The organism is Subtercola lobariae (genome assembly GCF_014640255.1).
GTDB classification, from domain to species: Bacteria; Actinomycetota; Actinomycetes; order Actinomycetales; family Microbacteriaceae; genus Subtercola; species Subtercola lobariae.
Genome location: NZ_BMGP01000002.1, coordinates 476,143 through 501,891, shown reverse-complemented (window position 1 = coordinate 501,891; position 25,749 = coordinate 476,143). Strand labels below are relative to the sequence as shown.

The window sequence follows — 25,749 nt, the reverse complement described above, 5'->3', positions numbered from 1 at the left end:
CCGAGCATCCGGTCAGCCGGCGGTGAGGGTGGGGCCTGCGGAACCGCTCGAACCCTTGCCGATCTGGTCGGGAACCGAGCGGGCTACCTCGTGCAGCCACGGCCCCGGCGTCGGCCAGGAGCGGCCCGTGGGCAAACGCCGCAGCATGCGCACGAGCGAGGTCGAGCCTTCGGCCCAGGGAATGACCCGAGTAGGCGCGGCTTGCGGCAGCACTCCGAGCCACCAGTGCTTCCAGGTGGGTGCGAGTGATTCGGGGTCGACCACGATGTAGTAGTCGGGCATGCTCAGCGATCCGCTCTCGAGGGCCGACGAGGCACGTTCTACTTCGAGGTCGAGGGTGCCGAGCGTCGAGAGGTCGTCGAAAAACTCGACCCAGGCCGCGGCGACATGCGCGAGCGGGTCACGATCGTGCACGACGTAGGGCGCATTCGCCTGGGTGACCCAGCGCGCCGCCTCTTCGTCTGAACTGTCGGCCAGCGATGCGGCGCGCACGTTGGCATGCCGGGCCAAGGCGCCGAACGCATTCGGCGAGTCGTTTCCGACCAGAACGAGGGTGGTGCTGTTTGGGCTCCCCATGAACCGAGTTTACCCGCTCGAGGGTCTCACCGGGCGGCGGCCCACTCGCATCCGCACGTCGGCCGCAATCAGCTCACCCACGAGCTCGATCGCACCACGTCGGCAGACGAATCGAGCTGAAGAAGATGGGCCATGCGTTCACGCTACCGCGAACCCGCTGTGCGAACGCTTGTCAGCCGTGCACTGTGCTGCTCGAACGGATCACCGTCGTCAGGTCGACGAGGCTCGGTGCTGACGGAGCCGACCCGAACCCGAAGGTGACCGGCGGTTCGAGCGGCCGCAGCGCGCCGAGGTCGCGCCCATCCCAGACCGCGGTGACCGACGTCACTGCGCGAATCGTCGTGACGCCGTAGTACTCGCGCCGGCCGCCCCCGGCAGAACCGCTCGTGTGTACGCCGGGAACGAGCATGCCAGCGACCGGGTCGATGGCGCGAAGCCACGCGGGGCTCACCGCGAGTCGAGCGGGTACCGCGCGCAGCAGTCGGCCAAGCGGCGTGATGGCTCCCACATGGAGGGTGACCTCGAGCGAACCGGCCGTCACTCGCACGGTGTGCTCCGCCTCCGGCGCGCGCGAGTGCGACAAGTGCACATCGGCCAGCTCGACGGCGTCGAACGAATACGTCGACGAGACGTAGGCAGCCACGGCGGGGGTGGGCGCGATGAGGAGGCGGCGACCATCCACTTCTTCGACCATCACATCGGCGAAGCGTGCGAACGGTGACGCGCTCCACATTCCGATAACGATGCGCACGCCCGAGGCCGTACCGAACCCGGCGATGCGGCCGGTGAATCGCTCGTCAGTTGCGCGCATGCGAGCCATACTCCCACGACCCAACCTGAATACGCGCGGCGCGATTGACCCTAGCGGCCGTAGGCCGCCGCAGCGGGGCACTCGAACGCGTCGCGCCCGGCCGCCAGCCCTACTTTGTTCATGTACTGAACGACGATGGCGTAGGCCTGGGGCAGCGTCGTCTCGGTGTAGAGAATCGTGTGCGTCTCGCAGTATTCGCGCGCGATCTGCTGCGCCGCACGGAGGTGCGGGCGTGCCATGTTCGGAAAGAGGTGGTGCTCGACCTGAAAGTTGAGGCCGCCCATGAACCAGTTGATGAACCAGCCACCGCTGACGTTGCGCGAGGTCAAAACCTGGCGACGCAAGAAGTCGACCTTCGAGTCGCGGGGCAGAATCGGCATGCCGATGTGGTTCGGGGCGAACGACGATCCCATATAGACACCGAACACCGCGAGCTGCACGCCGATGAACGCGAACGCCATGCCGAGCGGCAGCAGCAAGAAGATCGCTGCCACATAGACGCTGATGCGCGACACGAGCATCACGATCTCGACCGTGCGCTTGTCGACCTTGCCACGACCGAACACGGTGCGAAAGCCGTGCACGTGCAGGTTCAGGCCCTCGAGAACGAGAATCGGAAAGAAGAACTTGCCTTGGCGCTTCGTGAACCAAGCGTAGATTCCGCGAGTGGATGCCGCCTGTTCTTCGGTGAACGAAACCACATCGCGGTCGATGTCGGGGTCTTTGCCGAGGATGTTCGGGTTGGCGTGATGGCGGCTGTGCTTGGTCATCCACCAGGAGTAGCTGATGCCCACGAACAGGTTCGCGAGCATCCGCCCCACCAAGTCATTGGCCTTGCCTGACTCGAAGACCTGCCGATGCGAGGCCTCGTGGGCCAGAAAAGCGAACTGGGTGAGGATGATGCCGAGCGCGGCAGCCATCAACAGCTGGTACCAGCTGTCGCCGAGCAGCAGCACTCCGGTGACGACGCCGCCGAGGGCGACGAGCAGGCCGGCGAACATGAGGTAGTAGTAGGTCGTGGCGCGGCGCAGCAGGCCGGCATCGCGAACCGTGCGCAAGAGGGCCGAGTATTCGGTGGTCGGGTTCGACCTGTTGCCGCCCGGCTTGGTGCGGGTGAAAGTCACGACCGGCGATTTCGCGGATGCGCTGGATTTCGCAGATGCGCTGGGAGATACCAAGGGGCTGCTCATTCGTGAGCCTCATTCCGCAGATCGGTTTCGGGTGCGAAGGGGCGAGCGGCCAAGGCAACTCGTTATCGCATAACTGGTAACCAAGGTCTGGGGCAGCCATTAGTCAAGCTACGGCACGGGTGTTTGCGGCACATCAGGCGCGTACCCAGAATGGGGCTTTTGGCGGCAAATCAGCAGGTTCGCGCCGGCCCTTCTGTGGGCAGATGCGGGGCGAAAAAGAACGTGGCAGAGTGGGCCCGAGCACTGCGTCTCGAGGGTCGACGGCGCAGAGAGGTGAGTCGTGTCTGATCAGCAGAGCATCGTCGTCATCGGGGCGGCGTTGGCCGGGGCATCGGCTGCCCGAGCGTTGCGCGACGAGGGGTTCGCAGGAGAGATCAGGATGCTCGGGGCCGAGACACATCGCCCGTACATCCGCCCGCCGTTGTCGAAGGGGTTTCTCGCCGGCGCCGACGAGCTCGACTCGGTCTTCGTCGAGGCCGAGGGGTGGTACGCGTCGCACGATGTGACGCTCTCGCTGGGCGAGACAGTAGATGCGATAGACCCCGAGGCGCAATTCGTCTTTCTCGCCAGCGGTGAGGCGCTGATGTACGACAAGCTGCTGCTGACGACGGGTGCGAGCCCGCGGGCGCTCGACGTGCCGGGCGCTGACCTCACGGGTGTGTTCGCGCTTCGCACGCTCGACGATTCGCAAGGCCTGCGGGAGGCGCTCGGTGGGAGTGCTGCTGGTGGCGAAGTATCGGCCGGTGGTGGTGATGCCGCAGGCGACTCCGATGGCGCATCGCCGGGCGCCGACACTGCCAGCGGGGGAGTCGCTCGTGTTCGGCGGGTCGTCGTGATCGGGTCGGGGTGGATCGGCATGGAGGTCGCCGCCACCGCCCGCACGCTCGGCAACGAGGTGACCGTGCTGTCGCGGGGTGAAATTCCGCTTGCGTCGGTGCTGGGCGACGAGGTGGGCCGGGTGTTTCTCGAGTTGCACCAGGAGCACGGGGTGGTTGTGCGCACAGGGGTCGAGGTGGCTGAGGTGTTGGGTGGCGGCGCCGAGGGTGGCGCGGGCAGCGCCAGCGCGGGCGCGAGCGCGGGTGATTGTGGCAGCGCTGCGGGCGTGGAGGGGGCGGCGCAAGGTGGCTTGGCCGGCGGCGAGGGTGGCGTCACGGGCGTGCGGCTGACGAGCGGCGAGGTGGTGCCGGCCGACGTGGTGGTCGTGGGGCTGGGGGCGCTCCCGAACATCCAACTCGCCGAAGCTGCCGGGCTGGAGATCGAGAACGGAATCGTGGTGAACGCGGCGCTCCGCACCAGCGACCCGAACATCTGGGCGGCGGGTGACGTGGCGAACGCTTACCACCCGGTGCTGAAGCAGCGCCTGCGCAGCGAGCACTGGGCGAACGCGCTGAACCAGGGCCCGGCGGCCGCGAAGTCGATGCTCGGCAAAACGGTGTCGTATGACGAGATTCCGTACTTCTACAGCGACCAGTTCGACCTCGGCATGGAGTACTCGGGCTACGCACCGCTCACGCACGATGCCACCGTCGTGTTTCGGGGCGACGTTGCGGCCCGCGAGTTCATCGCCTTCTGGGTTCACGGCGGCCGCGTGGTCGCGGGCATGAACGTGAACGTGTGGGATGTGAACGACGCGGTGCAGGGCATCATCCGCCGTGCGAACGTGGTCGATCTCGCTCGCCTGGCCGACCCCGCGGTGCCCCTCGACCAGATCTGATTATGACAAATAATCGAGTATACTGAAGATGTGAAATCGAACGAAGAAACTCCGAATGGAGACGATCTGACGAGTCAGATCAACGCGGCGATCGCGAGAACTGAACAACTAACCGCAGCTGCTTCCACTGGCGCCGATCAGCCCGCCTCACCTGAAACCGAAGACTGGTGCCACCAGCCTCATGGGCACACTTCGTGTCTGTGATCGGGCAGCCTTCGTGTCTGTGATGCCGACGACGCGAGCAGTTACGACAGAACGTCTTTCGTGCTGAAGCGGCCGTAGGCCAGCGCGCCGAAGACGGCGATGTACGCCAGTTGCAGCAGCGCGTTCGAACCGAACGACGACCAGTCGATGGGCTGCCGCAACAGGTCGGCGAAGTTCAGCCAGTAGTGCGTGAACAGCCAGGGGTGCAGCCAGTCGAGCTGCGGCAGCGAGTCGAGCACCTGCGAGATGATCGCGAACACCACTGTCGCCGCCATGGCCCCCACCGGAATATCGGTCAGCGTCGAGATGAACAGCCCGATGGCGGTGAGCCCGAGCAGCGACAGGGTCACGTAAGCGGCAATCAGCAGCGCCCGCACGCCGGCCTCGCCGAGGCTCACAGTGTCGCCCGAGAGCAGCGTCACCGGCCCCACTGGGAAGAGCGCGGCCCCGATCGCAGCCCCCGCGATGACGATCACCAGCGTCGCCGCCACACAGAACGTCGCCGCCGCAACGAATTTCACCAGCAGCAGCCGCCCCCGACCCACCGGCGCCACCAGCAGGTAGCGCAGCGTTCCCGAACTCGCCTCGCCGGCAATTGTGTCGCCCGCGACAACCCCCACGGTCAGCGGCAAGAATAGCGGCACGCAGATGATTAGCGCCACCAGCCCCACGAACAGCCCGTTATTGGTGATCTGCCCCAAGAACGCCGGCCCACGCCCCGGCGTCGACCCGGCTGACGATATGCGCACCGCGACCGCAATGAGAATCGGGATGGCGGCGAGAGCGATCAACATCACCCACGTGCGCCGTCGCCGAAAGAGCACAGAGATCTCCGACCCCAGCAGCGCCCACCCCGCGCTGGGTGTGGTTCGCGTTCCCGTCGAGGCCGCGGAGCCTTCGCGGGCGGGCGATGCGCTCGGGGTGCTCTCACCCTCGTCTGGCGCGGCGCCCATGACCTCACTGGACAACGTCGAACCCTTCCCCCGTGAGCGCCACGAAGAGGTCTTCGAGGGTCGAACCTTCGACCGAGAACCCGCGCACGCGAACCCCTCCGGCCACGAGTGCCGCAACAATGGCGTCGGGCTGCCGATCATCCGGAAGCGGAGCAGTCAACGCCACCACCCCGTCGCCCGCGCTCTCACGGTGGTCGGGCATCAAGCCGATCGACCGCAGCACGTTCTCGGCGGCGAGGTCGTCACGGGTGAGAACCCGCACGCGGGTCTGGCCGGCTCGTCGCAGGTCGTCGAGGCTGCCTTGCGCCACGAGGCTGCCGGCGCGCATGACCGCCGCATGGGTGCACATCTGCTCGATTTCGGCCAGCAGATGACTCGAAACGAAAACGGTGGTGCCCTCGGCGGTGAGCGAACGAACAAGGTTGCGCACCTCGCGCGTACCCTGCGGATCGAGCCCGTTCGTGGGTTCGTCGAGCACGATCAGGTCGCGCGGGGTGAGCAGAGCGTTCGCGATGCCGAGCCGCTGCTTCATGCCCAGCGAGTACGCCTTCACCTTCTTGGCGGCCGCGTGCGTGAGCCCCACGCGCTCGAGCGCCTGTTCGACCCGCTTGCGACGGGTCGCGCCAGTGACGAAGCGGTCGGCGGTGTCGAGGCGCATCAGGTTGGCTGTGCCCGAGAGAAACGGGTAGAAGCCGGGGCCTTCGATGAGCGCGCCGACATGCGGCAGCACCTGCGGCAGGCGGCCGGGCAGCGGCTGGCCGAGAACGCTGACGTCGCCGCTGGTGGCGCTCGCGAGACCGAGCAGCACCCGGATGGTCGTGGTTTTGCCCGAGCCATTGGGCCCCAAGAAGCCGAACACCGAGCCGCGCGGCACCGCGAGATCGATGCCGTTCACCGCGGTCTGCTTGCCAAACATCTTCGTGAGTCCGTGGGTCTCGATGGCCAGCTGGGTCGTGGCTGCGTCAGTCATGCGCGCTGCTCACGCGGTGGCGCCGAACCTGGCGGGCGTGGCCTGGTACGAACGCCACCGCGACGAGCGGGTGACCGATCACTTCGCGGCGGCAGCCGCCGCGGCCTGCAGCTGGTCGGCCGAGACCGAGCCGGCGAAGACTCGGCCGTCGTCAGTCACGAGCACGTTCACCAGCGTCGTGGTGAGCAGGTGGCCGCCGGTGACGGGGCTGGTGAGCTCGGCGAGCAGCGGATTGCTGGTCAGTGAGGCGGAGTCGGCGCCGGCCGGAAGTTCGACGATCGCATCCCACCCGGTGCCGGTGACAATGGGCTTCTGAGCATCGCTCGGAGCCGACCCAGGCGCGGCCTGCCCTGCGCCCGGAGCGGCAGGTGCGGTCGGCGCGGCCTTCTCGGTGACCGTCGTTCCGGCCGGGGGAGTGAAGGTGAAGAGGTCGCTCGAGGGCGTGTCGAGGCTGAGCGAGGTGAAGCCCGTGGTGAAGGCGGTAGCTGCGGCGCCGCGCGCCGTGACATTCACCTGCAGGGGCAGCCCGGTTGCCGAATCGACGGCGATCGAGACCGAACCGACCAGAGTGTCGGTGGCCTGCGGAGTCAGAATGAGGTCGTAGGCCGAGCGGCCGGCGACGGTGACGTCACCACCGACAGAAACGTTCGTCGTCGGGTCGACGTCGGCGAGCAACGTCTGCGCCAGCTCGGCGGGTGACTGCACGGTGGCGTCGGGCGCACCGGCCTCGCCCGTACCGGGAGTGGCCGACTTCGCCGGAAGAGTCGTGTGCTCAGCAGTCTGCTTGCTCGAGTCGTAGACCCATACATCGCTGCCGTTTCGCACGACGTCAGTCTCGGCGAGCTGATCGAGAACCTGAACGCGCTGGCTGGTCGGGCCGCCGACATACACGCGCGCAGTGTGAGTGCCGGTGAGCATTTCGAGAGCCGACGAGACGGTCGCTGCCGAGCTGTCTGAGCCTGTGGATGCCGATGCCCCAGGTGCACCCGACGAACCGGCCGGGTCAGGGGTAGAGCTACTCGGGCCGGAGGTAGCCGAACCGCCGCCGAGCGAACTCGACGACACTCCGGCCGGGAGTTCGGGCAGCCCGAGGTTCGCGGTCTGCTCGACTGTGCCAGAGAACGCGGTGACGCTGCTGTTGCCGATCAGCTCGAGCACTTCTTGCGGGGTCTTCGTCGGCAGGCTGCTGGTCGCATTCGCCGAAAGCGGAACGGCGATCGCGGCGCCCGCGATAACCACCGGAATGACTGCGGCGGGAACCCACCGCTTCCACCTGCCAGAAGCCGCCTTGCCAGAAGCCGCGCTGCCAGATGCCGCGTTGTTCGAAGACCCGCTGTTAGCCGTCACTTTCGTGAACCTCCACTGCCGCGCTCGGTCAGACCCGAACTCGTTTTACGGTACTCCCGCTTTCCGATGGTTTGCTTAGTATTCTCATGCCGGTGTACGGTGTCTACATTTCGACCCAGACAGGCGGATGAACGATGTATCAGGTGACATCAACCGACAAAACGACGCTCGAAGTAGACCGCACCGGCGAAGGCCCTGCCCTCGTTCTCGTGACCGGAGCCTTCAATACCCGCCAGTCGAGCAAAGACCTCTCTGCCCTGCTCGCCGATCACTTCACCGTGTACGAGTACGACCGGCGCGGCCGCGGTGACAGCGGCGACACACCTCCCTACGAGATAGCTCGCGAACTCGAAGACCTTTACGCGGTCATCCGCTCGACCGGCGAGAACGCCTTCGTCTATGGGCACTCATCAGGCGCCATCATCGGCCTCGACGCCGCTGCGAGCGGGGTGCCCATGGCGAAGCTCGCCGTCTACGAGCCGCCGGTGCTGTTCGAACACCCGCCGGCCCTCGACACAGTGGATGCCCTGCAGAAACTCATCGACGCCGGCGACCGCGAGGGCGCGGCCAAGCTCTTCATGAGCGCCACGGGCATGCCGCCTGAACAGATCGAATGGGTATCACACGCACCGTTCTGGCCCGGGATGCTCGGCATCGCCCACACGCTCCCTTACGATCAGCTGCTCTGCGTCACGGGTTCGGCGTCGAGCGATTGGCTGAAGCCCATCACCGTGCCCGTGCTCGCTCTCGCGGGCGGAACCTCAGATTCGTGGGCGACCACCGCCGCCGACCGCATCGTGTCGGTCGTGGGCGACGCCGAATCGCTCGTAGTACCGGGTCAGAACCACGCGGTCGACCCGGCTGCGGTGGCGCCCCTGTTGCGGGAGTTTTTCAGCGCGTGAGGCTCGCCCGTGGCTGAACCCGACAGCCGGAGCCGACGCGCGCATCGATTCGCACGAGTGCCACCCCACCGCGACACGCCCTTGTGCGAAGTGACACGTTCGGCGCAGATATCGTGTGCCCGTTCGCACAACAACCGTCAGGGTTTGTGACGATAGCATTGCGGTCGAAACATCGAACGTCGAATGTTGAACGCCGAAAACCTGAAAGCCGCTGATGACCGATTCGCCCGAAGACACCGCCACGCCCACGTTCCAACTCAGTGGCCCGTCGGTGTCGGCAGAAATCGCCCGCTCGTGGTTGCTGGTGGCGGCCACCCGACCCGACAGCTTCGATGCGGCCGCGGCATCCCGAGCCGACCAGATCGTGCTCGACATCGAAGACGCGGTCGACCCCGCGCTGAAGCCCACCGCACGCGACGACGTGGCGGCCTGGCTGCAGAACGGCGGCGAGGCGTGGGTGCGCATCAACGACCACTCCACCGAGTTCTGGTCGGGCGATGTGGATGCTCTGAAGGGCCTCCCCGGGCTCCGCGGCGTCATGCTCGCCAAAACCGAATTCGGCGCCCACGTCACTGAGACCTTCGACCGTCTCGGTGGCCGCACCCCCGTCATCGCGCTGATCGAGTCGGCCCTCGGCATCGAAGAAGCGCGCTCCATCGCCGAAGCCCGCGGAGCCTTTCGCCTCGCCTTCGGCAGCGGCGACTACCGCCGCGACACCGGAACCGGCGCCGATGACCTCGCCATGGCCTACCCGCGCTCGCGTCTCGTGGTGGCGAGTCGCATCGGCGGCCTGCCCGGCCCCATTGACGGCCCGACCGTCGGCAGCAGCCACCCCGTGTTGCGCGAGCAGTCGGCTCTCGCGGTGACGCTCGGTCTCACCGGCAAGCTCTGCCTCGACGTCGAGCAGCTGCCCGTCATCAACGAGGTCATCAGCCCCACCCGCTCAGACGCCACCTGGGCGCGCGACTTTCTCGACGACTTCGAGTCGCGCGGCCGCGTCATTCGCGACGGCAGCGACCTGCCGCGCCTCGGCCGCGCCCAGAAGATCGACAAGCTCGCGCAGGCCTTCGGCATCCGCCCGCTCTAGCTGTCGATGGCACGCTCGCTGCGGCGGCGATACGCGGCGATACGCGGCCATCGGCAGTTCCGAGCTGCAGCGGCGACCGCGCGGAATATTGCCGCCGCCTCGGCTGCTGTACCTGACATGCAGGTGCATCTTTATTCGTCGTCGTTCTGCGGAGCGTGCACAGCGACGCGCGCTGTCATCGACCAGGCGGCAGCACTGGTGAGCAACGTCGACATCACCGAGGTGAATGTGGCCGTGCATCCTGAAGCCGCAGAGCGCGCCGACATCACCGCAACCCCCACGGTGGTCATCGAAAACACCGCGGGCGAGCAGGTTTTTCGTGCCGAGGGCGTTCCCACCATCAATCAGGTGCTGACGAGCCTCGCGCTTGCCCTCTGAGGGCCGGCTCGCAATCGGCCGAGCCGAGTCAGCGCGCGTAGCTCACGAATCGGTACCGGATGCCCGTGGCAGACTCGAGCCAGGGCGACTCGGTAACGCGGTTCCAGGTCGCATCCACCGCCGGAGCGACGGTATCGCCGCGCACTCCCATGTCGAGCTCGGTCACCTCGAGCATGGTCGCTAGGGGCATGCACTGCCGGTACAGCTCGCCGCCGCCGATCACCCAGAGCTGAGCATCCGAAGCGATCGTGCGCTGGGCATCGCTCAGCGAGTGAACCACTTCAGCGCCCGCGCTCGACCAGCCGGGGTCGCGGGTCAGCACGAGGTTTCGGCGGCCAGGGAGGGGGCGAAACCGTTCGGGCAGCGAATCCCACGTTTTTCGGCCCATGGCGACCGTGTGGCCGAGGGTCACTTCTTTGAAATGTGCAAGGTCTTCGGGCAGGCGCCAGGGGATGGTGCCGCCGTCGCCGATCACGCCCCCGCGAGCCTCTGCCCAGATCATCCCGAGGCTCATGAGAGACAGCTCACACCGCTACCGGGGCCTTGATGGCCGGGTGGTGCTGGTAGTTCTCGATCTCGAAGTCGCTGTATTCGTAGTCGAAGATGCTCGGCGGAGTGCGGAGCAACCGCAAGTTGGGCAAGGCAAAAGGCTCGCGACTGAGTTGCTCGGCGACCTGGTCGCGGTGGTTGTCATAGATGTGGCAGTCACCGCCCGTCCAGATGAAATCGCCCACCTCGAGGCCGGCTTGAGCTGCAACCAGGTGAGTGAGCAGGGCGTAGCTCGCGATGTTGAACGGAACCCCGAGAAACAGGTCGGCGCTGCGCTGATAGAGCTGGCACGAGAGCTTGCCGTCGGCCACGTAGAACTGAAAGAACGCGTGGCACGGGGCGAGAGCCATCTGGGGAATGTCGGCGACGTTCCAGGCCGAAACGATCATGCGCCTCGAGTCGGGGTCTGACTTCAGGGTGTGCATGACCTGGCTGATCTGGTCGATGTGCTCGCCGCTCGGGGTGGGCCATGAGCGCCACTGCACGCCGTAGACCGGGCCGAGTTCGCCGTCTTGATCGGCCCATTCGTTCCAGATGCTCACGCCGTTCTCCTGCAGCCAGCCCACGTTGCTCGAACCTTGCAGAAACCAGAGAAGCTCGTACGCGATCGACTTGAAGTGCACGCGTTTGGTCGTGATGAGCGGAAAGCCTTCGCGGAGGTCGAACCGCAGCTGGGCGCCGAATACGCTTGTGGTGCCGGTGCCGGTACGGTCAGACTTCGCGGTGCCGGTGGCGAGGGTATGGCGCAGCAGATCTTCGTACGGCGTGCTCAGCTGGGTGCTCGGTGAAAGTGTCATCACAGCGAGCGTAATTGGTTGCGGGCAGCTGCGTAAGCTGATTTCGTGAGAGTCTTTCTGGCCGGTGGTTCTGGTGTGCTGGGTCGAGGGCTGATTCCAGCGCTCGTCGGTCTCGGGCACGAGGTGGTAGCGACGACGAGGCGAGACGGCGCGGCGCCCGAACTGGCCGCGCTGGGTGCGACGCCCGTGGTCGTCGATGCGTTCGACGCACCGGGGCTCGCGCGGGCGGTTGCTGACGCGCGGCCCGAGCTGATCATCCACCAGCTCACCGATCTCTCGGCCTTCAACGGCCAAGCAAACTCCAGGCTCCGCATCGAGGGCACCCGCAACCTCGTCGACGCGGCGCGAGCTGCGGGCGTCGAAAGGATGATCGCCCAAAGCATCGCGTGGGCCTACGCCTCCGGAACCACCCCCGCGCGCGAAAGCGACCCCCTCGACCTCGCCGCGCCATCGTACCTCACCCGACCCGCGGCTTCGCCGCGAACCCCCGACGCGGCGACCGCGGCTTCGGCAGACTCGGTTCCCTCGGTGGTGACCGCCTTGGAGGCTACTTCGGCGGATGCGGCTACGGATGCCCGGCGAACCACCGTCGGGGGAGTCGCCGCGCTCGAATCTGCCGTGGCCGAACTCTCGGGCGGCCTCGTTCTGCGTTACGGACTGCTCTACGGGCCCGGCACCTGGTACGCCGCCGATGGCGCGCTCGCTGATCGAGCTCGGCAGGGCGAGTTGCCCGCGACCGATGCCATCGTGACATTTCTGCGCATCGACGACGCCGTAGCCGCGACGATCGCTGCGCTGAACTGGCCTGACGGCATCGTAAACGTGGTCGACGACGACCCGGCCTCCGGCACCGTCTGGGTTCCGGAGTTCGCCCGTGCGGTAGGCGCGCCAGAACCACGCATCGACCTGAGTTCAGGCGCATGCGGTCGGCCCGTGTCGGCACAATATGCCCACGAATTGGGCTGGCGCCCGCAGTGGCTGAGCTGGCGCGAGGGCTTCGCGCACCTCTGAGCATCAGTGGGCCGCCGCAACGAGAATGCCCCGAGTCTGCCGCGAAGCGCCGCGGCCGGCCGTGACGTGTTTACGATGAGAATGCGGTACCCGCGGTGATGTCAGGTGCCCATTCAACCGAACAGAAGGCAGACGCGATGCCCACGAAAATAACAGTGATCTACGACAACCCCACCGACCCCGAGGCGTTCGAGGCCGGGTACGCGGCCGGCCAGGTCGAGCTGGCCAAGAAGCTGCCCGGCGTGGTGAAGTTCGAGAGCTCGAAGGTCTGGCCGAAAGAAGACGGCAGCCCCACCCCGGCGTACCGGATGTTCGACCTGTACTTCGACGACTACGACACCGCCAGCGCCGCGGTAGCTACCGCCGAAGCAGCCGAACTGTTTCCGTCGATCTTCGGTCTCGCCACCGGCGGCGTTCGCATTCTGTTCTCCGACATCGAAGAAAGCTGAGGCGGGGTGCCATGACCGACCTGAATGAAATTCCTATCGTCACCATCGACGGCGGCGAAACCTCGCTCGCCGAATACGGCGACAAGGTCAAGCTGATCGTCAACGTGGCGTCGCGCTGCGGGCTCGCGCCGCAGTACAGCAAGCTCGAAGACCTGCAGAAGACCTACGGCGACCGCGGGTTCACCGTGCTCGGCTTCCCGAGCAATCAGTTCTTGCAAGAGCTGGGCACCGAAGAGGCCATCGCTGAGTACTGCTCCACCACGTGGGGCGTCACGTTTCCTATGTTCGAGCGAATCAAGGTGAATGGCAGAAGCGAGCATCCGCTCTACCGCGAACTGAAGAAGACCGCCGACGCCGACGGCAAGGCCGGCCGCATCAAGTGGAACTTCGAGAAGTTCGTCGTCACCCCCGACGGCCAGGTGCACCGCTTTCGCCCCCGCACCGAGCCCGATGACCCCGCCATCGTCACCCTCATCGAGCAGTCCCTGCCCGCCGCGGTCTGACCCCGCCGCCGTCTGACCCGCCGGGTCAGACGGCCTCAGGCGCGGTCGAAGAGCTCGGCGACGAGGCGATCGGCCGTGGTGCCGTCGATGCTCCAGGGCAAGAAGATGACGCGGTAGATGATGGGCGCCACAAGGTGGTCGATCACCTGATCGGCCGTGACCGGGGGGTTCGGCGTACGCGCGACGAACATCGTCGCCTCCGCGCGCCGGTTGCGCAGGCAGTCTGACTCGCTTTCGCCCGCGGTGGCGGCACCGGCCCGCAGCAGCGCAGCATTCACGGCAGTGCTGTAGTGCTCAATGATCTCCCGCGCCCACGCGGTGAGGTCGCCCCGCAGGTCACCGCTCTGCGGCAGAGGCCGTTCGGGGTCGAGTCGATACGTGGCGATCTCGTTGATGAGCGTGGGCAGGTCGCCCCAACGCCGATAGATGCTGGTGGGGTTCACCCCGGCCCGTTCGGCGATCATCGGCACCGTCACGCGTTCAGGCCCGCGCTCTTTGATGAGCTCTTCGACGGCAGTTCGCACCGCCGCGAGCACCAGAGCACTGCGCCCACCGGTGCGTTTCGCCGGCGAAGTGGATGCCGTGTCAGGGGTCGAAGCGAGCTGAGTCTCCATGCCCACCATCGTACGCCGTAACGCAACGTTTGTTGCTTTTGGCGGAAGCGCCACGCGCTCATCGCGGCGCTGAGAGAAATCTCACGAGCATCCGCGCCCGCCCGCAGCCCGCTACCGTATGGCCATGACTTCTTTCGCCGCCGCGGTTCGCGCCTCGAAGGTTCCCGAGGCCACGGTGCTGTTCTGGGTGACCAAAGTGCTCACGACGGGCATGGGTGAGACCACGTCTGACTTCTTCGCGGTGAATTTCGACCCCGTGGTGGTCATTCCGCTCACCGGGCTCGCGCTCGCGGCCGCACTCGTGCTGCAGTTTCGGGCGAAACGGTATTCGCCATGGATCTACTGGCTCACCGCTCTGTTGGTCAGCGTTTTCGGCACCATGGCAGCCGATGTGGCGCACGTGGGCCTCGGTGTTCCCTATCTCGTGTCGACCGCGGTTTTCGCCGTCGTTCTCGCGGCTGTGTTCGTGGTGTGGCGGCGGGTCGAGGGCACGCTCTCGATTCACAGCATCAGCACGCGCCGCCGCGAGGCGTTCTATTGGGCGGCGGTGCTGGCGACCTTCGCGCTCGGCACGGCGGCGGGCGATCTCACCGCGACCGTGTTCGATCTGGGGTACCTCGGGTCGGGCATCCTCTTCGCCGTGGTGATAGCGGTGCCCGCGGTGGCGTACGTGCGCTTCGCAATGAACCCCGTGCTGGCCTTCTGGTTCGCCTACGTTCTCACGCGCCCGCTCGGTGCTTCGTTCGCCGACTGGATGGCCGTTCCCGCCGACCGCGGAGGCCTCGGCTTCGGCACAGGGCCCGTCAGCCTCGGGGCGCTGGTGTTGATCGTTGCGTGCGTCGCAACTCTCGCCGCTCGCCTCCGGTCGCGCCGGGCGCTCCCGCCCGCTGCCCGAGTGCTCCTCTAGTCGAACCGGGAGCCACAGCGCCGGGCGCGCGAAAATGGCCGGCTCCCTTGCGGGAACCGGCCATCAGCAGCCGGGCTAGTCGGTGCGAACCGAGCTAGCCGAGCTAGCCGAGCTAGCCGCGCGAACCGAGCTAGTCGGCGAGAATGAGGTACAAGGCGCGCCGCGCCTCGTCGAGCTTCTCGGCCGCAGCGGTGCGCTGAGCATCCGTCGCCGCGTGGCGGAACTGGTGCACAACGCCCATCAGCTTGCCGACGCTGTCGATGAAGGCCGCGTCGCTCTCTGAGCGGCCGGGAGTCGCCTCCCATGCTTTCGTGATTTCGTCGGCGTGCTCGGCGAGGTACGCCGTGCCTGCCTCGGTGAGTTCGAACTCGGTGCGGCGACCGTCACCCTTGGAGACGATCAGTTCTTCGTCGACGAGCTGCTGCAGCGTGGGGTACACCGAGCCGGGGCTCGGGCGCCACGTGCCGCCGGTGCGTTCGGCGATGGCCTTGATGAGGGCGTAACCGTTCGAGGGGCCGTCGCCGAGAAGCGACAGCAGTGCCAGCCGAACGTCACCCTTGCCGGCGCGACGTGGGCCGCGCGGGCCGAAACCGGGGCCGAAGCCGCCGAAGCCTTGGCCCGGGCCGAAACCGGCGAAGCCGCCGGCTCCCGCCCCGCCGCCGAAGCCGCCACCGCCGTGCCCGTGCGGGCCGCGGCGCGCGTGCTCACGAAGCGAGCGAAAATCGGGGCGCTCGTGACCCTCGTGAGAGTCAGAACCTGAGAAATCGAAGTTGTGTGTGTGATTGCGTGTCATGATCGCGTTCACCTTTCTGGTTGTGCTCGGCGCCTGCGGGGCGCTGGTGGTAAGACAGCAGCGCCGGGGGAGGCAGTTGAGCTAAGTTGATGCATCACCGATCTTCGGCGATGGGTTAACGATATATCGCTAACTATCGTTCTGTCAACTCCCGAACAAAAAAATCCCGCAGCCAGAACGACTGCGGGAGAAAAAGCGAGAACGAACGTCAGAGAGTGGATGCCCGCACGAGCAAATTCGTCGGCATCAGCGTCACGTGCTCCACCGTCTTGCCCTCGATGAGTGCCACCAGCACCTCCGCCATCTTCGCGCCCAGCTCGTGCGAGGGCTGGTGCACAGTGGTCAGCGGTGGAGTGGTCGTCGATCCGTAGTAATTGTCGTCGAAGCCCGCCATGGCGATGTCGCCAGGGATGCTCAGCCCTCGCTCGTAGATGACCGAGTACGCGCCTGCCGCCATCTGGTCGTTCGCGGCGAACACTCCGTCGATGGGTACTCCACGGTCGAGCAGCCGGCGCATCGCGTCAGCACCCGACTCGGGCGTGAAGTCGCCGAGCTCAACCAGAGACTGATCGAAACCGTGCATGCTGAGCGTTCGGCGCCAACCGGTGAGGCGGTCGAGCCCCGCCGGCATGTCTTGGGGCCCGGCAATGGTGGCGATGTGCCGTCGCCCGGTTTCGACGAGGTGCGCGGTGGCGCCCGCGGCCCCGGCTGCGTTGTCGACGTCGACGAAGTAACTCGCCGATTCGGTGGCGATGAGCGGCCGGCCGCCGAACACGACGGGAAGCGACTGGCCGAGTTCGGAGTACGAGTGATCGCCGCTGTGGTGCGACACCACGAGGGCTCCGTCGACGTTGCCGCCCATCAGATACCGCCGGGTCTTCTCCGATTTAGCCTCAGAGGAGATGAGCATGTTGAGTGTGTAGTCGGTGTCTGAGAGGTAGAGCGCAATGCCCTGCGCAACCGTGGCGAAGAACGGGTCGCTGAACAGCTTGGCCGTGGTCTCAGGCACCACGAGGGCGATCACCTGGGTGCGCCTCGACGCCAACGACCGAGCCGCGCGGTTCGGTACGTAGTTCAGCCGCTCGATGGCGTCGTTGACCGCATCGACCACGTGAGGCGTGACCTTCGGAGACGAGTTCACCACTCGCGATACAGTGGCCCGCGACACTCCGGCCAGGGCCGCCACCATCTCGAGGGTCGGAACGGTGCGCGCGCCGCTGTCACCCGTGGCCGGGTTGCTCGGCGTCTCGGCTGTCACGTCACGCTCCCCATCGCTTGCGCTCTGGGTTAAGTGTAAGCGCGATCACGAACCGCTTCGATGAGCCGGGCGTAGGCCAAACCGCTGTCTTTCACGGTTCGCACCTGGGTCTTGTAGTCGACCCGAACAATGCCGAACCGCTTGTCGTACCCCCAGGCCCACTCGAAGTTGTCGAGCAGAGACCACACGAAGTACCCGCGCACGTCGACTCCGTCTGCGATTGCGCGCCCCACGGCATCGATGTGTGAGCGGATGTACTCCGTTCGCTCCCCGTCATGAATCAGCCCGTCGGCCGAAACCTCGTCGTCGTACGCGGCACCGTTCTCGGTGATGTACAACGGCGGCAGGCCGGGGTACTCCGCGGCGAGCCGCACGAGCAACTGCTGCAGCCCGACGGGGTTCACCTCCCAGCCCATGGCGGTGTGCGTCAGTTCTCGCGGTGGAAAGGTCACGTACTCCGAACCCACGAACGGCGATCGTTTGGGCCGCGAGGTGGGTTCGGCGGGCTCCGCCGTCACAGCTGCGATGACCGCAGCGGTTCCGCCGGTATGATCGCCCGCCCTGGTGTGATCCGAAGCGGCGAGCAACGGATGCCCGCTGACGTTGTCATCGTGGTAGTGGTTCACACCCAAGAAGTCGATGGGTAGTGACACGAGATCGAGGTCACCGGGTTGCACGAGCTCTGCCAGACCATACTCACGAACATCCTGAAGCAGGTCAGCCGGGTACGCCCCGAGCACTATCGGCTCGAGGTACATGCGGTTCCAGAGCGCATCGATGCGGCGGGCGGCCTCGACGTCGACGGGGTCGGTGGGGTCGTTCGGCACCGCGGTCGTCAGGTTCAGCGTGATGCCGAGCTGGTCGGCAGAAGCGCCGGTCTTACCCCGCGCAGCCCCCAGGTCGCGCAGGCGCTCGACGGCGAGGCCGTGCCCGAGGTGCTGATGGTGCGCGGCCGCCAGCCCGGCCCGGGGGTCGCGCAGGCCTGGGGCGTGCTCGCCCGAGGTGTAGGCGATCAGCGACGAGCAGAGCGGCTCGTTGAACGTGGTCCAGTGGGTCACACGGTCGCCGAGGGCCTCATACACCGCCTCGGCGTAGTCGGCGAACCGGTACGCCGTGTCGCGGTTGGTCCAGCCGCCGCGCTCTTCGAGGGCCTGCGGTAGATCCCAGTGGTAGAGCGTCAGCCAGGGCAGAATGTCGGCGCCGAGCAGCTCGTCGACGAGTCGCGAGTAGAACGCCAGCCCCTTCTGGTTCACGAACCGATCGCCGGGCTTCACCCTGGCCCAGCTCGTCGAGAACCGGTACGAACCCAAGCCGAGCTCTTTCATCAGCGCGACGTCGGCCGGCATGTGGTGGTAGTGGTCGACCGCGACCTCGGGGGTGTCTCCATTGGCGACCGCGCCGGGAATGCGGGCGAAGTGATCCCAAATCGAATCCTCTTTGCCTTCTTCATGTGCGGCGCCTTCGATCTGCGCTGCGGCGGTGGCCGAACCCCAGATGAAGCCGGCGGGCCACGGATGCTCGGCGAGCGTCATTTGACTGCGCCTGCGCTGAGGCCGGCGACGAAGTTGCGTTGGAGGAGGAGGAATCCGATGACGACGGGGATGCTGACGACGACGGAGGCGGCCATGATTTGGTTCCAGTAGACGTTGACTTGGGTGGAGTATTCGCCGAGGCCGACGGCGAGGGTGCGGCTTGTCTGGGTGGTGAGTACGGAGGCGAAGAGTACTTCGCCCCAGGCGGTGATGAAGGAGTAGACGAGTACGGCGACGATGCCGGGGCGGGCGACGGGGAGGATGACGCGGAGGAGGGTGCCGATGGCGGTTGAGCCGTCGACGGTGGCGGCTTCGTCGAGTTCGCGGGGGATGTTGTCGAAGTAGCCGGTGAGCATCCAGATCGCGAAGGGGAGGGTGAAGGTGAGGTAGGTGATGATCAGGCCGAGGTAGGAGCCGATGAGCTGGATGCCGAGGGTCTGCGAGATGTTGATGAAGATCAGGTAGAGCGGGAGGAGGAAGAGTACGCCGGGGAACATTTGGGTGGCGAGGATGGTGGTGGTGAATGTGTTACGGCCACGGAATTTGTATCGGGAGATGGCGTAGGAGGCGAAGATCGCGATAATGACGCTGATCACGCTGGCGCTGGTTGCGACGATGACGCTGTTGATGAAGTACGAGGCCAGCGGGATGGTTGACCAGATGTCGATGAAGGGTTGGATGGTGAAGTTCGTGGGCCACCAGGTGAATTTTCCTTGCACGTCGACGAGGGGTTTCAGTGCGGAGGTGATCATCACGTAGAGGGGTAGGAGTACGAACACGGCGAGTACGGCGAGGGTGATGATGCGGAATGTTTTGAATCCTGTTGTTTCACGCACGACGTGACCTCCGGTTGATGAACGCGAGATAGATGGCCGAGACGAGCATCAGGAACAGTAGGAGCAGTACGGACATCGCGGAGCCGAACCCGAAGTTCAAGGTGATGAAGGAGGTGTTGTAGATGTGGAACGAGACCAGGTCACCGGCGGGGGGTTCCGCGCCGCCGAACAAGATGAAGGGGGTGTTGAAGTCGTTGAAGGTCCAGAGGAACAGCACGAGGAGGAGCACGTTGTTCACCGCGCCAAGGCCGGGCAGGGTGATGTTGCGCCATTGCCGGAAGGGTTTCGCGCCGTCGAGGGAGGCTGCTTCGTAGAGGTCTTCGTTGATGGTTTGCAGGCCGGCCATGAGCATCAGGAACGCGAAGGGCCAGAGTTTCCAGATCGCGACGATAACCATCGCGGCGAACGCGTTGTTACCGATCAGCCAGAATGGTGGGTTGTTCGGGTCGATGAGGTGCAGGGCGCCGAGGATCTGGTTGATGACGCCGGTGTTCTGCTGGAACATGAATTTCCAGGTGATGATCCCGGCGAACACGGGTACGGCGTAGGGAATCAGGAACATCGTGCGGAAGATCGCCCGGCCGCGGAACGTTTTCTGCAGAGCGACCGCGGCCGCCATACCGAGCGCCCAGGCGATACCGACCACGAGGATCGTGTAGCCGCAGGTCACCACGAACGAGGACAGCAGCGCCTGGCCTTGCGCACCGTTGAAGTTCAACGCGATCTGGTAGTTGCCGAGCCCGACGAACGGGGCCGCACCCCAGTTCGCGATATAGAACTGGGTCAGTTTCAGAAAACTCATCCAAATACCGACAGCCATCGGTATCACGTGGATCAGGAGCTCGAACACGATCGCGGGCGCGATCAACGCGAACGGTAACCACCACCCCGCGGCACGTTTCTTCTTCGGGAGCTTAACAGCGCCCGGCCGGGAGGCCGCCCCACGAGGGGCGACCTCCGGCTTTTCGGTCGTGAGCACCATCAGTTAGATGCTGCAACCTTCTCTTGAGCGGTATTCAATGCGTTCTGAATATCTGAGGAACTCACGCTGCCGCCGGTGGCTACCGTCGCGAACAGCGTATTCATCGAGTTACCCACCTCGGTTTCGAACGACGCCTCCAACGGCACCGTCGGCAACGGCTGTGACATGTTGTTGTAAATCGTCGAGAACGTCGTCGCGATCGCCGGATCAGTCGTGAACGTCGGGGTAGCATCTTTCAGCACAGGAATCGAGCTGAACGGCTTACCCAACGCGGACTGAGTATCAGCACTGGTCATGAAGTTCACGAACTTCAACGCCGCGTCCTGGTTCTTCGTGTTCTTGAACACCGACAAGTTAATACCAGCGATGAAACTCGCCACCGGCTTACCCGCAGCAGGCGCCGGGATCGGAACCACACCATACTGGCTCGGATCCATCCCATCAGCAGTCAAGTTCGCCTCAGCATTGTTCTGATTGAAAATCATCGCCGCGGTACCCTTCGCGAAATTCGCAATCGATTCGGTACCCGTGCTGTACTGCGCATCAGCCGGATCAGCGATCTTATCGGTCTGCATCAAAGCAAGATAACGCGCAATACCATCAACGTTCTGACTCTGCGTGAACGTCGGGTTACCACTGCCATCGAAATACGAACCACCATTCTGCGCCGACGTGATAAACGCGAAATGGTTGTTCTCGGTATAACTACCCGCCTCGATCGAGGTACCCCACACACCCTTAGCCGGATCGTTCAACTTCTTACCATCAGCGACCAGATCCTCCCACGTCGTCGGCGGCGTCAAACCAGCCGCAGCGAACATCGCCTTGTTGTAATACAACCCATACGCGAACCCATACAACGGCACCGACGTCGGCGTCTGACCCGCAGCACCACCCGTGCTCAACGCCGTCGCAGCGAACTTATCAGCACCACCAATCGCACTCATCGCCGAATCATCAAACGGCAAAAAAGCACCCGTCGCCTGAAACGACGTCGCCCACGTATTACCAATATTCACCACATCAGGACCAACACCCGACGTCACCGCAGTCTGAATACGCGTCTGCAAATCATTCCAACCAATGACCTCCAAATTCACCTTCACACCCGTCTGAGCCGTGAACTTATCAAGTAGCGGCTGCAAAACATCTTTGTCATTCTGCAAACTCGTACCCTGATTACTCGCCCAATACGTAATCGAACCAGAACCACCCGTACTACCCGCGCTGGAACCACCAGACCCCGAGCATCCTGCCAAACTAAGAGCAGCAGCAGCAAAAATCGCTGCCACGCCAAGAACACGTTTCTTCATCTGAGTGACTCCCTTGTCGGTATGTATCGGGCTGCAATGCAGGCAAGCGCAGCTGGATGGTGTGAGGCTATCGTGAGAGCGCTCTCAAATGCAAGCAAGAGAGCGCTCTCACGAATGGAAGCGAGCGTATGCAGCGCAGAGGGGTGCTGTCAAGCTCCAATTTCTCCCACGCTGCCGGATGCTCGACATATGCCCCCGCCCGCATATACCTTTTCGGCCGCAGAATGGGGCACACTTGAGCGATGGACCTCCTCCGCGCCGATCCACTATCTGTGCTCCGCCAGCGCACCAGCATGAAATGGCGCGCCTACCCCGATGATGTGCTTCCGCTCTTCGTGGCCGAGATGGACTACCCCCTCGCTGCCCCCGTCAAAGCGGCGATGCTCGATGTGATCGAGCGCTCAGACGTGGGGTACATCAGTGGCTCGGGCGAACTGGCGACCGCGTTCGCCGCCTTCGCCGAGGCGCGCTGGGGGTGGCTGATCGATCCGGCGAACGTTCGCACCACCACTGACGTGAGCGTGGCGGCCGTTGAGGCGCTGCGGCAGGCGATCGCGCCGGGCGAGCGCGTCGTGATCGCGCCGCCGGTATACCCGCCGTTCTTCGAATACGTTGCCGAGGCCGGGGGAGTCGTGGTGGAGGTGCCGCTACTCGACAGCGAAGCCGGCGGCGCTTCGGGCAGCCTTCAGGGCAACAACGGCGCTGGAGGCAGCGGCCCAGCGACGACCGAAGAGCGGTGGTCGCTCGATCTCGAGGGGGTCGAGCGCGCGTTCGCCGCGGGTGCCACGACGTTTCTGCTCTGCAATCCGCACAACCCGTTGGGGCTCGTGCACACCCGCGAGACGCTCGAACGCGTCGCGGAGTTGGCCGAGAAGTACGGCGTCATCGTCGTCAGTGACGAGATTCACGGCCCGCTCGTGCATGACCCGGCGAACTTCACCCCGTTCTTGAGCGTCTCACCCGCGGCCCGCGAGGTGGGCATCGCGCTCAGCTCGGCCAGCAAGGGCTGGAACCTCGCGGGCGCCAAGTGCGCCATCATGGTGGCGCAGAGCGACCGCATGCTCGGCCTGCTCGAGCGCATGCCCGAAGAAGTCGGCATGCGTACGAGTCAGCTCGGGCTGCACGGCAGCATCGCGGCGTTCACCGATGGGGTGCCCTGGCTCGACGCGTTGCTGGCGACCCTGTCGACGAGCAGCGCGTTGCTTGGCGAGCTGCTCGAAGAACACCTGTCGGCGGTCACGTTTCGGCAGCCACAGGCGAGCTACTTGGCCTGGCTCGACTTCAGCGGGCTCGGTTGGGGGCCGGCCCCGAGCATCCGTGCGCTCGACGAAGCGAAAGTGGCGCTCAGCCCCGGCCTCGACTTCGGCAGCCAAGGTGCCGGCTTCGCGCGCCTCAACTTCGCCTGCTCGCCCGAGGTGCTGACCGAGGCCGTTACGCGACTGGCGCGGGTGGCCGCATGACCGCCCCGGCTGAACCCGTGCCGGCGCCCGGCCCGGCTGCTGAGGTCACCGAAGGCGACATGGCGCCACGGTTTCCGCGACTGCGCAAGCTGTTCTACCAGCGGCGCGGCTTCTCAGACAGCGAGAAGACGGCGGCCGCGCTGTTGCTGCTCGCCACCGTCATCGCGCTGATCTGGGCGAACCTGCCGGGCAGCTCATACGACGAGTTCTGGCGATCGACCATTTCATTGCAGGTCAGTGGCAACGGCATCACGCTCGACTTCCGGTCGCTGGTGAACGAAGCATTGATGACGCTGTTCTTCTTCGTGGTGGGCCTCGAGGTGAAGCGCGAGTTCGCGCTCGGCGAGCTGAGCGATTGGTCGCGGGCGGTTGTGCCGGTTTCGGCGGCAATCGCGGGGCTCGCGATTCCGGCGCTGATCTTTCTGGCGTTCAATCACACGGGCCAGACCTCGCACGCCTGGGGAGTCGTCATTTCGAGCGACACCGCCTTCTTGCTGGGCGCGCTCGCCATTGTCGGCCCACGGCTGCCGGGCCATCTGCGCATCTTCTTGCTCGCCCTTGCTGTGGTCGACGATGTCGGCGCTCTTGCCGTGATCGCTATCTTTTACACCGATCAGCTGCACTTTCTGCCCCTCGTCATTGCCGCGCTTGGGCTGGTGGTCATTTGGATGCTCCGATGGCTCCGTTTTGGCCAAGGCCCCGCCTATCTCGTGTTCTCGCTCGTGGTGTGGGGCGCGCTCTATGCGTCTGGCGTGCAGCCCACTCTCGCCGGAGTGGCGATCGCCCTGCTCATCCCGGTGTATTCGCCGCGCCGAATGGACGTGGAACGGGCCGCCGAGCTCAGCCGCGCCTTCAGGCAGTCGCCGAACCCGCAGTACGCCCAGGCGGCGGTGCGCGGACTGCTCAGTTCGGTGTCGGTGAACGACAGGCTGCACACGCTCTACTCGCCGTACACGAGCTTCATCATTCTGCCGATCTTCGCGCTGGCGAACGCGGGAGTGCATCTCACCGGGCCGACGCTCGCTGCGGCGTTCGCGTCGCCGCTGACCTGGGGCATCATCGTAGGCCTCGTGGTGGGCAAGTTCGTGGGTATCACAGGCATGACGGTGCTCGTCAAGACGCTGAAGATCGGGGTGCTGGCGCCGGGTCTGACGTTCGGGCGGGTCGCCGGCGGGGCCGCGCTGTCGGGCATCGGCTTCACCATCTCGTTGTTCATCATCGACCTGGCCATACCCGACCCGGTGCTGCAAGACGAGGCCCGGGTCGGTGTGCTCGCGGCCACGGTCATCGCCTTCGTGCTCGGCTGGGCGGTGTTCCGCATCGTCGACAAGGTGCAGCCGCCGTCGCGCATGAGCCTCGTGCTCGCGCGGCCGGTCGACCCGAAACGAGACCACATCAAAGGCCCCGTCGACGCGCCGATGTCACTGGTGGAGTACGGCGACTTCGAGTGCCCGTTCTGCAGCCGCGCCACCGGCTCCATCGACGAGGTGCGCGCGCACTTCGGCAACGATCTCCAGTACATCTGGCGGCACCTGCCGCTCACGAAGGTGCACCCGCACGCCACCCTCGCCGCGCGTGCTAGCGAGGCGGCGGCCCTGCAAGGCAAATTCTTCGACATGGCGCCGATCATGTTCTCGCATCAAGACGCCCTCGAACTCGACGATCTGCTCGCCTACGCGGTCACCCTCGATCTCGACATCGACCGCTTCGAAGAAGACATGCGCTCGAGCGACGTCGTCAACCGAGTTCGCGACGACGTCATCGACGCCGAGCTGATGGACGTGCACTCGACGCCCACCTTCTTCGTGGGCGGAAAGCGCCACTTCGGCCCCTACGACGCGGCCACCCTCATCCGCGAACTCAACGAGTCGCGCACCGACCGCCCCGTCACCCCCGCGCCCCGCTAACCCGCGATCGGGCCCACGCCGGGGCCGCGTGCGCCTGTCAGCGCGACTCGTTGGCGGCGCCGACCACATCGACTCCCGCCGCTCGGGCCGCCGCGGCGAGCTCGATGTCGAAAGTGGCCAGTGTCGACTGCGTCGAGAGCGCGGTGAAGAGGGCGACCGCGTCGGGCATCCGCACGCCGTATTGCGAACGGATGCGCGCCAGATCTAGTGCATCGGTCTGCGCAAGCGGCACCGTCATGAGGCCGATACGGGCGAACGCCGAAGCAGATCGATCTTGGCTGTTGTTTCTTGTGGGGTACACAAGGGCCTCGGCGACTGTGAGAACGCTTGCGCCATAGCCTTCTGGAGCGAAGGCGTCGAGAATTTCGAGGGTCACATTATGGTGCAGGTCTGACGAATCGAGAAACGCGATCAGAACATTCGCGTCGAGTACGATCACTCCGGCCACTCGTTCGTGAGGTCAACGGCCACGTTGTGCGGGAAGGCGCCCGTTGCTGCTCCCGCGCCGTCGTGAACCGCCCGCCGGCGAGCTTCGATCATGTCTGCTTGAGTGACTCGCACTATCTCCCAGCCTGCCTCGACGAGCTTGCGCAACAGTGCTGCCCGATCGTTTCCGAATTCGGGCCAGGTCACATTCGCGTCATCGAGCGCAAGAGTGAGTTGCGGCGTTTCGGTGAGGGTGTAGCGCGGCAGGGTGGTGGGCATG

At 65.4% G+C, this 25,749-nt stretch carries 27 protein-coding genes; 10 read left to right on the top strand and 17 right to left on the bottom strand.

Annotated elements, in window-relative coordinates:
* Positions 1-12: 12 nt before the first annotated feature.
* From IEX24_RS06685 to IEX24_RS06675, 3 genes are all read right to left on the bottom strand, one after another.
* Positions 13-576 carry a hypothetical protein gene (locus IEX24_RS06685; protein WP_188675579.1) on the bottom strand — a complete coding sequence of 188 codons (564 nt, stop codon included), beginning with the start codon at positions 574-576 and terminating at the stop codon, positions 13-15.
* A 172-nt stretch (positions 577-748) separates the two neighbouring features.
* A complete protein-coding gene (locus IEX24_RS06680) occupies positions 749-1,387 on the bottom strand; it encodes a hypothetical protein (protein ID WP_203585877.1) in 639 nt (212 codons plus the stop codon).
* Between the two features lie 50 nt (positions 1,388-1,437).
* A complete protein-coding gene (locus IEX24_RS06675) occupies positions 1,438-2,511 on the bottom strand; it encodes a fatty acid desaturase family protein (protein ID WP_229715140.1) in 1,074 nt (357 codons plus the stop codon).
* 346 nt (positions 2,512-2,857) lie between these two features.
* Here IEX24_RS06675 and IEX24_RS06670 point away from each other — a divergent pair, with 346 nt between their 5' ends.
* Complete coding sequence (locus IEX24_RS06670; protein ID WP_188675571.1) at positions 2,858-4,291, top strand: NAD(P)/FAD-dependent oxidoreductase; 1,434 nt, start codon at positions 2,858-2,860, stop codon at positions 4,289-4,291.
* A 245-nt stretch (positions 4,292-4,536) separates the two neighbouring features.
* Here the strand turns inward: IEX24_RS06670 and IEX24_RS06665 are convergent, their stop codons facing one another.
* The 3 genes from IEX24_RS06665 to IEX24_RS06655 all read right to left on the bottom strand — a co-directional run bounded on the left by IEX24_RS06665 (position 4,537) and on the right by IEX24_RS06655 (position 7,765).
* Positions 4,537-5,448 carry an ABC transporter permease gene (locus IEX24_RS06665; RefSeq protein WP_188675568.1) on the bottom strand — a complete coding sequence of 304 codons (912 nt, stop codon included), beginning with the start codon at positions 5,446-5,448 and terminating at the stop codon, positions 4,537-4,539.
* A gap of 4 nt (positions 5,449-5,452) precedes the next feature.
* Positions 5,453-6,418 (bottom strand): ABC transporter ATP-binding protein, encoded by a 966-nt coding sequence (locus IEX24_RS06660; protein WP_188675565.1) that lies wholly within the window; start codon positions 6,416-6,418, stop codon positions 5,453-5,455.
* A 78-nt stretch (positions 6,419-6,496) separates the two neighbouring features.
* Positions 6,497-7,765: a LolA family protein gene (locus IEX24_RS06655; protein ID WP_229715139.1), complete on the bottom strand. Its 1,269-nt coding sequence runs from the start codon at positions 7,763-7,765 to the stop codon at positions 6,497-6,499.
* Between the two features lie 143 nt (positions 7,766-7,908).
* Here IEX24_RS06655 and IEX24_RS06650 point away from each other — a divergent pair, with 143 nt between their 5' ends.
* From IEX24_RS06650 to IEX24_RS06640, 3 genes are all read left to right on the top strand, one after another.
* Positions 7,909-8,667 carry an alpha/beta fold hydrolase gene (locus IEX24_RS06650; RefSeq protein ID WP_188675562.1) on the top strand — a complete coding sequence of 253 codons (759 nt, stop codon included), beginning with the start codon at positions 7,909-7,911 and terminating at the stop codon, positions 8,665-8,667.
* 214 nt (positions 8,668-8,881) lie between these two features.
* Entirely contained in the window at positions 8,882-9,754 is an 873-nt protein-coding gene (locus IEX24_RS06645; protein ID WP_188675559.1) for an HpcH/HpaI aldolase/citrate lyase family protein, read from the top strand.
* Between the two features lie 117 nt (positions 9,755-9,871).
* Complete coding sequence (locus IEX24_RS06640; protein ID WP_188675557.1) at positions 9,872-10,132, top strand: glutaredoxin family protein; 261 nt, start codon at positions 9,872-9,874, stop codon at positions 10,130-10,132.
* A 28-nt stretch (positions 10,133-10,160) separates the two neighbouring features.
* Here the strand turns inward: IEX24_RS06640 and IEX24_RS06635 are convergent, their stop codons facing one another.
* Both IEX24_RS06635 and IEX24_RS06630 read right to left on the bottom strand, forming a co-directional pair.
* Positions 10,161-10,646, bottom strand: a complete 486-nt coding sequence (locus IEX24_RS06635) for a dihydrofolate reductase (RefSeq protein WP_188675555.1) — start codon at positions 10,644-10,646, stop codon at positions 10,161-10,163.
* 10 nt (positions 10,647-10,656) lie between these two features.
* Positions 10,657-11,478 (bottom strand): thymidylate synthase, encoded by an 822-nt coding sequence (locus IEX24_RS06630; RefSeq protein WP_188675553.1) that lies wholly within the window; start codon positions 11,476-11,478, stop codon positions 10,657-10,659.
* A 45-nt stretch (positions 11,479-11,523) separates the two neighbouring features.
* Here IEX24_RS06630 and IEX24_RS06625 point away from each other — a divergent pair, with 45 nt between their 5' ends.
* The 3 genes from IEX24_RS06625 to IEX24_RS06615 all read left to right on the top strand — a co-directional run bounded on the left by IEX24_RS06625 (position 11,524) and on the right by IEX24_RS06615 (position 13,441).
* Positions 11,524-12,489: an NAD-dependent epimerase/dehydratase family protein gene (locus tag IEX24_RS06625; protein ID WP_188675551.1), complete on the top strand. Its 966-nt coding sequence runs from the start codon at positions 11,524-11,526 to the stop codon at positions 12,487-12,489.
* A 137-nt stretch (positions 12,490-12,626) separates the two neighbouring features.
* Positions 12,627-12,938, top strand: coding sequence for an EthD family reductase (locus tag IEX24_RS06620; RefSeq protein ID WP_188675549.1), 312 nt, complete (start codon positions 12,627-12,629; stop codon positions 12,936-12,938).
* Between the two features lie 11 nt (positions 12,939-12,949).
* Positions 12,950-13,441 carry a glutathione peroxidase gene (locus IEX24_RS06615; protein ID WP_188675547.1) on the top strand — a complete coding sequence of 164 codons (492 nt, stop codon included), beginning with the start codon at positions 12,950-12,952 and terminating at the stop codon, positions 13,439-13,441.
* A gap of 35 nt (positions 13,442-13,476) precedes the next feature.
* Here IEX24_RS06615 and IEX24_RS06610 read toward each other — a convergent pair whose 3' ends face one another.
* On the bottom strand, positions 13,477-14,055 hold the full coding sequence (locus IEX24_RS06610; protein WP_188675544.1) for a TetR/AcrR family transcriptional regulator: 579 nt from the start codon (positions 14,053-14,055) through the stop codon (positions 13,477-13,479).
* Between the two features lie 124 nt (positions 14,056-14,179).
* Between IEX24_RS06610 and IEX24_RS06605 the strand changes: the two genes are divergently transcribed.
* A complete protein-coding gene (locus tag IEX24_RS06605) occupies positions 14,180-14,962 on the top strand; it encodes a COG4705 family protein (protein ID WP_203585878.1) in 783 nt (260 codons plus the stop codon).
* Between the two features lie 130 nt (positions 14,963-15,092).
* Here IEX24_RS06605 and IEX24_RS06600 read toward each other — a convergent pair whose 3' ends face one another.
* The 6 genes from IEX24_RS06600 to IEX24_RS06575 form a co-directional block, all read right to left on the bottom strand.
* Complete coding sequence (locus tag IEX24_RS06600) at positions 15,093-15,755, bottom strand: PadR family transcriptional regulator (protein ID WP_188675539.1); 663 nt, start codon at positions 15,753-15,755, stop codon at positions 15,093-15,095.
* A 208-nt stretch (positions 15,756-15,963) separates the two neighbouring features.
* Complete coding sequence (locus tag IEX24_RS06595; protein ID WP_188676525.1) at positions 15,964-16,944, bottom strand: LacI family DNA-binding transcriptional regulator; 981 nt, start codon at positions 16,942-16,944, stop codon at positions 15,964-15,966.
* Positions 16,945-17,042: 98 nt separating this feature from the next.
* On the bottom strand, positions 17,043-18,545 hold the full coding sequence (locus IEX24_RS06590; RefSeq protein WP_188675536.1) for a glycoside hydrolase family 1 protein: 1,503 nt from the start codon (positions 18,543-18,545) through the stop codon (positions 17,043-17,045).
* A complete protein-coding gene (locus IEX24_RS06585; protein WP_229715138.1) occupies positions 18,542-19,381 on the bottom strand; it encodes a carbohydrate ABC transporter permease in 840 nt (279 codons plus the stop codon). Before IEX24_RS06585 ends, IEX24_RS06590 begins: the two co-directional genes overlap by 4 nt.
* Complete coding sequence (locus IEX24_RS06580) at positions 19,374-20,363, bottom strand: carbohydrate ABC transporter permease (RefSeq protein ID WP_188675533.1); 990 nt, start codon at positions 20,361-20,363, stop codon at positions 19,374-19,376. The genes IEX24_RS06585 and IEX24_RS06580 overlap by 8 nt, the downstream gene beginning before the upstream one ends.
* Positions 20,363-21,676, bottom strand: coding sequence for an ABC transporter substrate-binding protein (locus tag IEX24_RS06575; protein WP_188675530.1), 1,314 nt, complete (start codon positions 21,674-21,676; stop codon positions 20,363-20,365). The genes IEX24_RS06580 and IEX24_RS06575 overlap by 1 nt, the downstream gene beginning before the upstream one ends.
* 242 nt (positions 21,677-21,918) lie before the next feature.
* Between IEX24_RS06575 and IEX24_RS06570 the strand changes: the two genes are divergently transcribed.
* Both IEX24_RS06570 and nhaA read left to right on the top strand, forming a co-directional pair.
* Positions 21,919-23,136 carry a MalY/PatB family protein gene (locus tag IEX24_RS06570; protein ID WP_188675528.1) on the top strand — a complete coding sequence of 406 codons (1,218 nt, stop codon included), beginning with the start codon at positions 21,919-21,921 and terminating at the stop codon, positions 23,134-23,136.
* Positions 23,133-25,043 carry a Na+/H+ antiporter NhaA gene (nhaA, locus tag IEX24_RS06565; RefSeq protein WP_229715137.1) on the top strand — a complete coding sequence of 637 codons (1,911 nt, stop codon included), beginning with the start codon at positions 23,133-23,135 and terminating at the stop codon, positions 25,041-25,043. Before IEX24_RS06570 ends, nhaA begins: the two co-directional genes overlap by 4 nt.
* Before the next feature lie 37 nt (positions 25,044-25,080).
* On the opposite strand, the gene IEX24_RS06560 is transcribed toward nhaA, so the two are convergent.
* Together IEX24_RS06560 and IEX24_RS06555 are read right to left on the bottom strand one after the other, a co-directional pair.
* Positions 25,081-25,482 carry a type II toxin-antitoxin system VapC family toxin gene (locus tag IEX24_RS06560; protein ID WP_188675524.1) on the bottom strand — a complete coding sequence of 134 codons (402 nt, stop codon included), beginning with the start codon at positions 25,480-25,482 and terminating at the stop codon, positions 25,081-25,083.
* Complete coding sequence (locus tag IEX24_RS06555) at positions 25,479-25,748, bottom strand: hypothetical protein (RefSeq protein ID WP_188675521.1); 270 nt, start codon at positions 25,746-25,748, stop codon at positions 25,479-25,481. Before IEX24_RS06555 ends, IEX24_RS06560 begins: the two co-directional genes overlap by 4 nt.
* Position 25,749: the final 1 nt, after the last annotated feature.

What these genes read in the sequence shown, in the direction of transcription:
- IEX24_RS06685 (WP_188675579.1), bottom strand. Translation starts at nt 576, where the DNA reads ATGGGGAGCCCAAACAGCACCACCCTCGTTCTGGTCGGAAACGACTCG.
- IEX24_RS06680 (WP_203585877.1), bottom strand. Translation starts at nt 1,387, where the DNA reads ATGCGCGCAACTGACGAGCGATTCACCGGCCGCATCGCCGGGTTCGGT.
- IEX24_RS06665 (WP_188675568.1), bottom strand. Translation starts at nt 5,448, where the DNA reads ATGGGCGCCGCGCCAGACGAGGGTGAGAGCACCCCGAGCGCATCGCCC.
- IEX24_RS06660 (WP_188675565.1), bottom strand. Translation starts at nt 6,418, where the DNA reads ATGACTGACGCAGCCACGACCCAGCTGGCCATCGAGACCCACGGACTC.
- IEX24_RS06645 (WP_188675559.1), top strand. Translation starts at nt 8,882, where the DNA reads ATGACCGATTCGCCCGAAGACACCGCCACGCCCACGTTCCAACTCAGT.
- IEX24_RS06640 (WP_188675557.1), top strand. Translation starts at nt 9,872, where the DNA reads ATGCAGGTGCATCTTTATTCGTCGTCGTTCTGCGGAGCGTGCACAGCG.
- IEX24_RS06635 (WP_188675555.1), bottom strand. Translation starts at nt 10,646, where the DNA reads ATGAGCCTCGGGATGATCTGGGCAGAGGCTCGCGGGGGCGTGATCGGC.
- IEX24_RS06630 (WP_188675553.1), bottom strand. Translation starts at nt 11,478, where the DNA reads ATGACACTTTCACCGAGCACCCAGCTGAGCACGCCGTACGAAGATCTG.
- IEX24_RS06620 (WP_188675549.1), top strand. Translation starts at nt 12,627, where the DNA reads ATGCCCACGAAAATAACAGTGATCTACGACAACCCCACCGACCCCGAG.
- IEX24_RS06615 (WP_188675547.1), top strand. Translation starts at nt 12,950, where the DNA reads ATGACCGACCTGAATGAAATTCCTATCGTCACCATCGACGGCGGCGAA.
- IEX24_RS06610 (WP_188675544.1), bottom strand. Translation starts at nt 14,055, where the DNA reads ATGGAGACTCAGCTCGCTTCGACCCCTGACACGGCATCCACTTCGCCG.
- IEX24_RS06605 (WP_203585878.1), top strand. Translation starts at nt 14,180, where the DNA reads ATGACTTCTTTCGCCGCCGCGGTTCGCGCCTCGAAGGTTCCCGAGGCC.
- IEX24_RS06600 (WP_188675539.1), bottom strand. Translation starts at nt 15,755, where the DNA reads ATGACACGCAATCACACACACAACTTCGATTTCTCAGGTTCTGACTCT.
- IEX24_RS06595 (WP_188676525.1), bottom strand. Translation starts at nt 16,944, where the DNA reads ATGGTGGCGGCCCTGGCCGGAGTGTCGCGGGCCACTGTATCGCGAGTG.
- IEX24_RS06590 (WP_188675536.1), bottom strand. Translation starts at nt 18,545, where the DNA reads ATGACGCTCGCCGAGCATCCGTGGCCCGCCGGCTTCATCTGGGGTTCG.
- IEX24_RS06580 (WP_188675533.1), bottom strand. Translation starts at nt 20,363, where the DNA reads ATGGTGCTCACGACCGAAAAGCCGGAGGTCGCCCCTCGTGGGGCGGCC.
- IEX24_RS06575 (WP_188675530.1), bottom strand. Translation starts at nt 21,676, where the DNA reads ATGAAGAAACGTGTTCTTGGCGTGGCAGCGATTTTTGCTGCTGCTGCT.
- IEX24_RS06570 (WP_188675528.1), top strand. Translation starts at nt 21,919, where the DNA reads ATGGACCTCCTCCGCGCCGATCCACTATCTGTGCTCCGCCAGCGCACC.
- nhaA (WP_229715137.1), top strand. Translation starts at nt 23,133, where the DNA reads ATGACCGCCCCGGCTGAACCCGTGCCGGCGCCCGGCCCGGCTGCTGAG.
- IEX24_RS06555 (WP_188675521.1), bottom strand. Translation starts at nt 25,748, where the DNA reads ATGCCCACCACCCTGCCGCGCTACACCCTCACCGAAACGCCGCAACTC.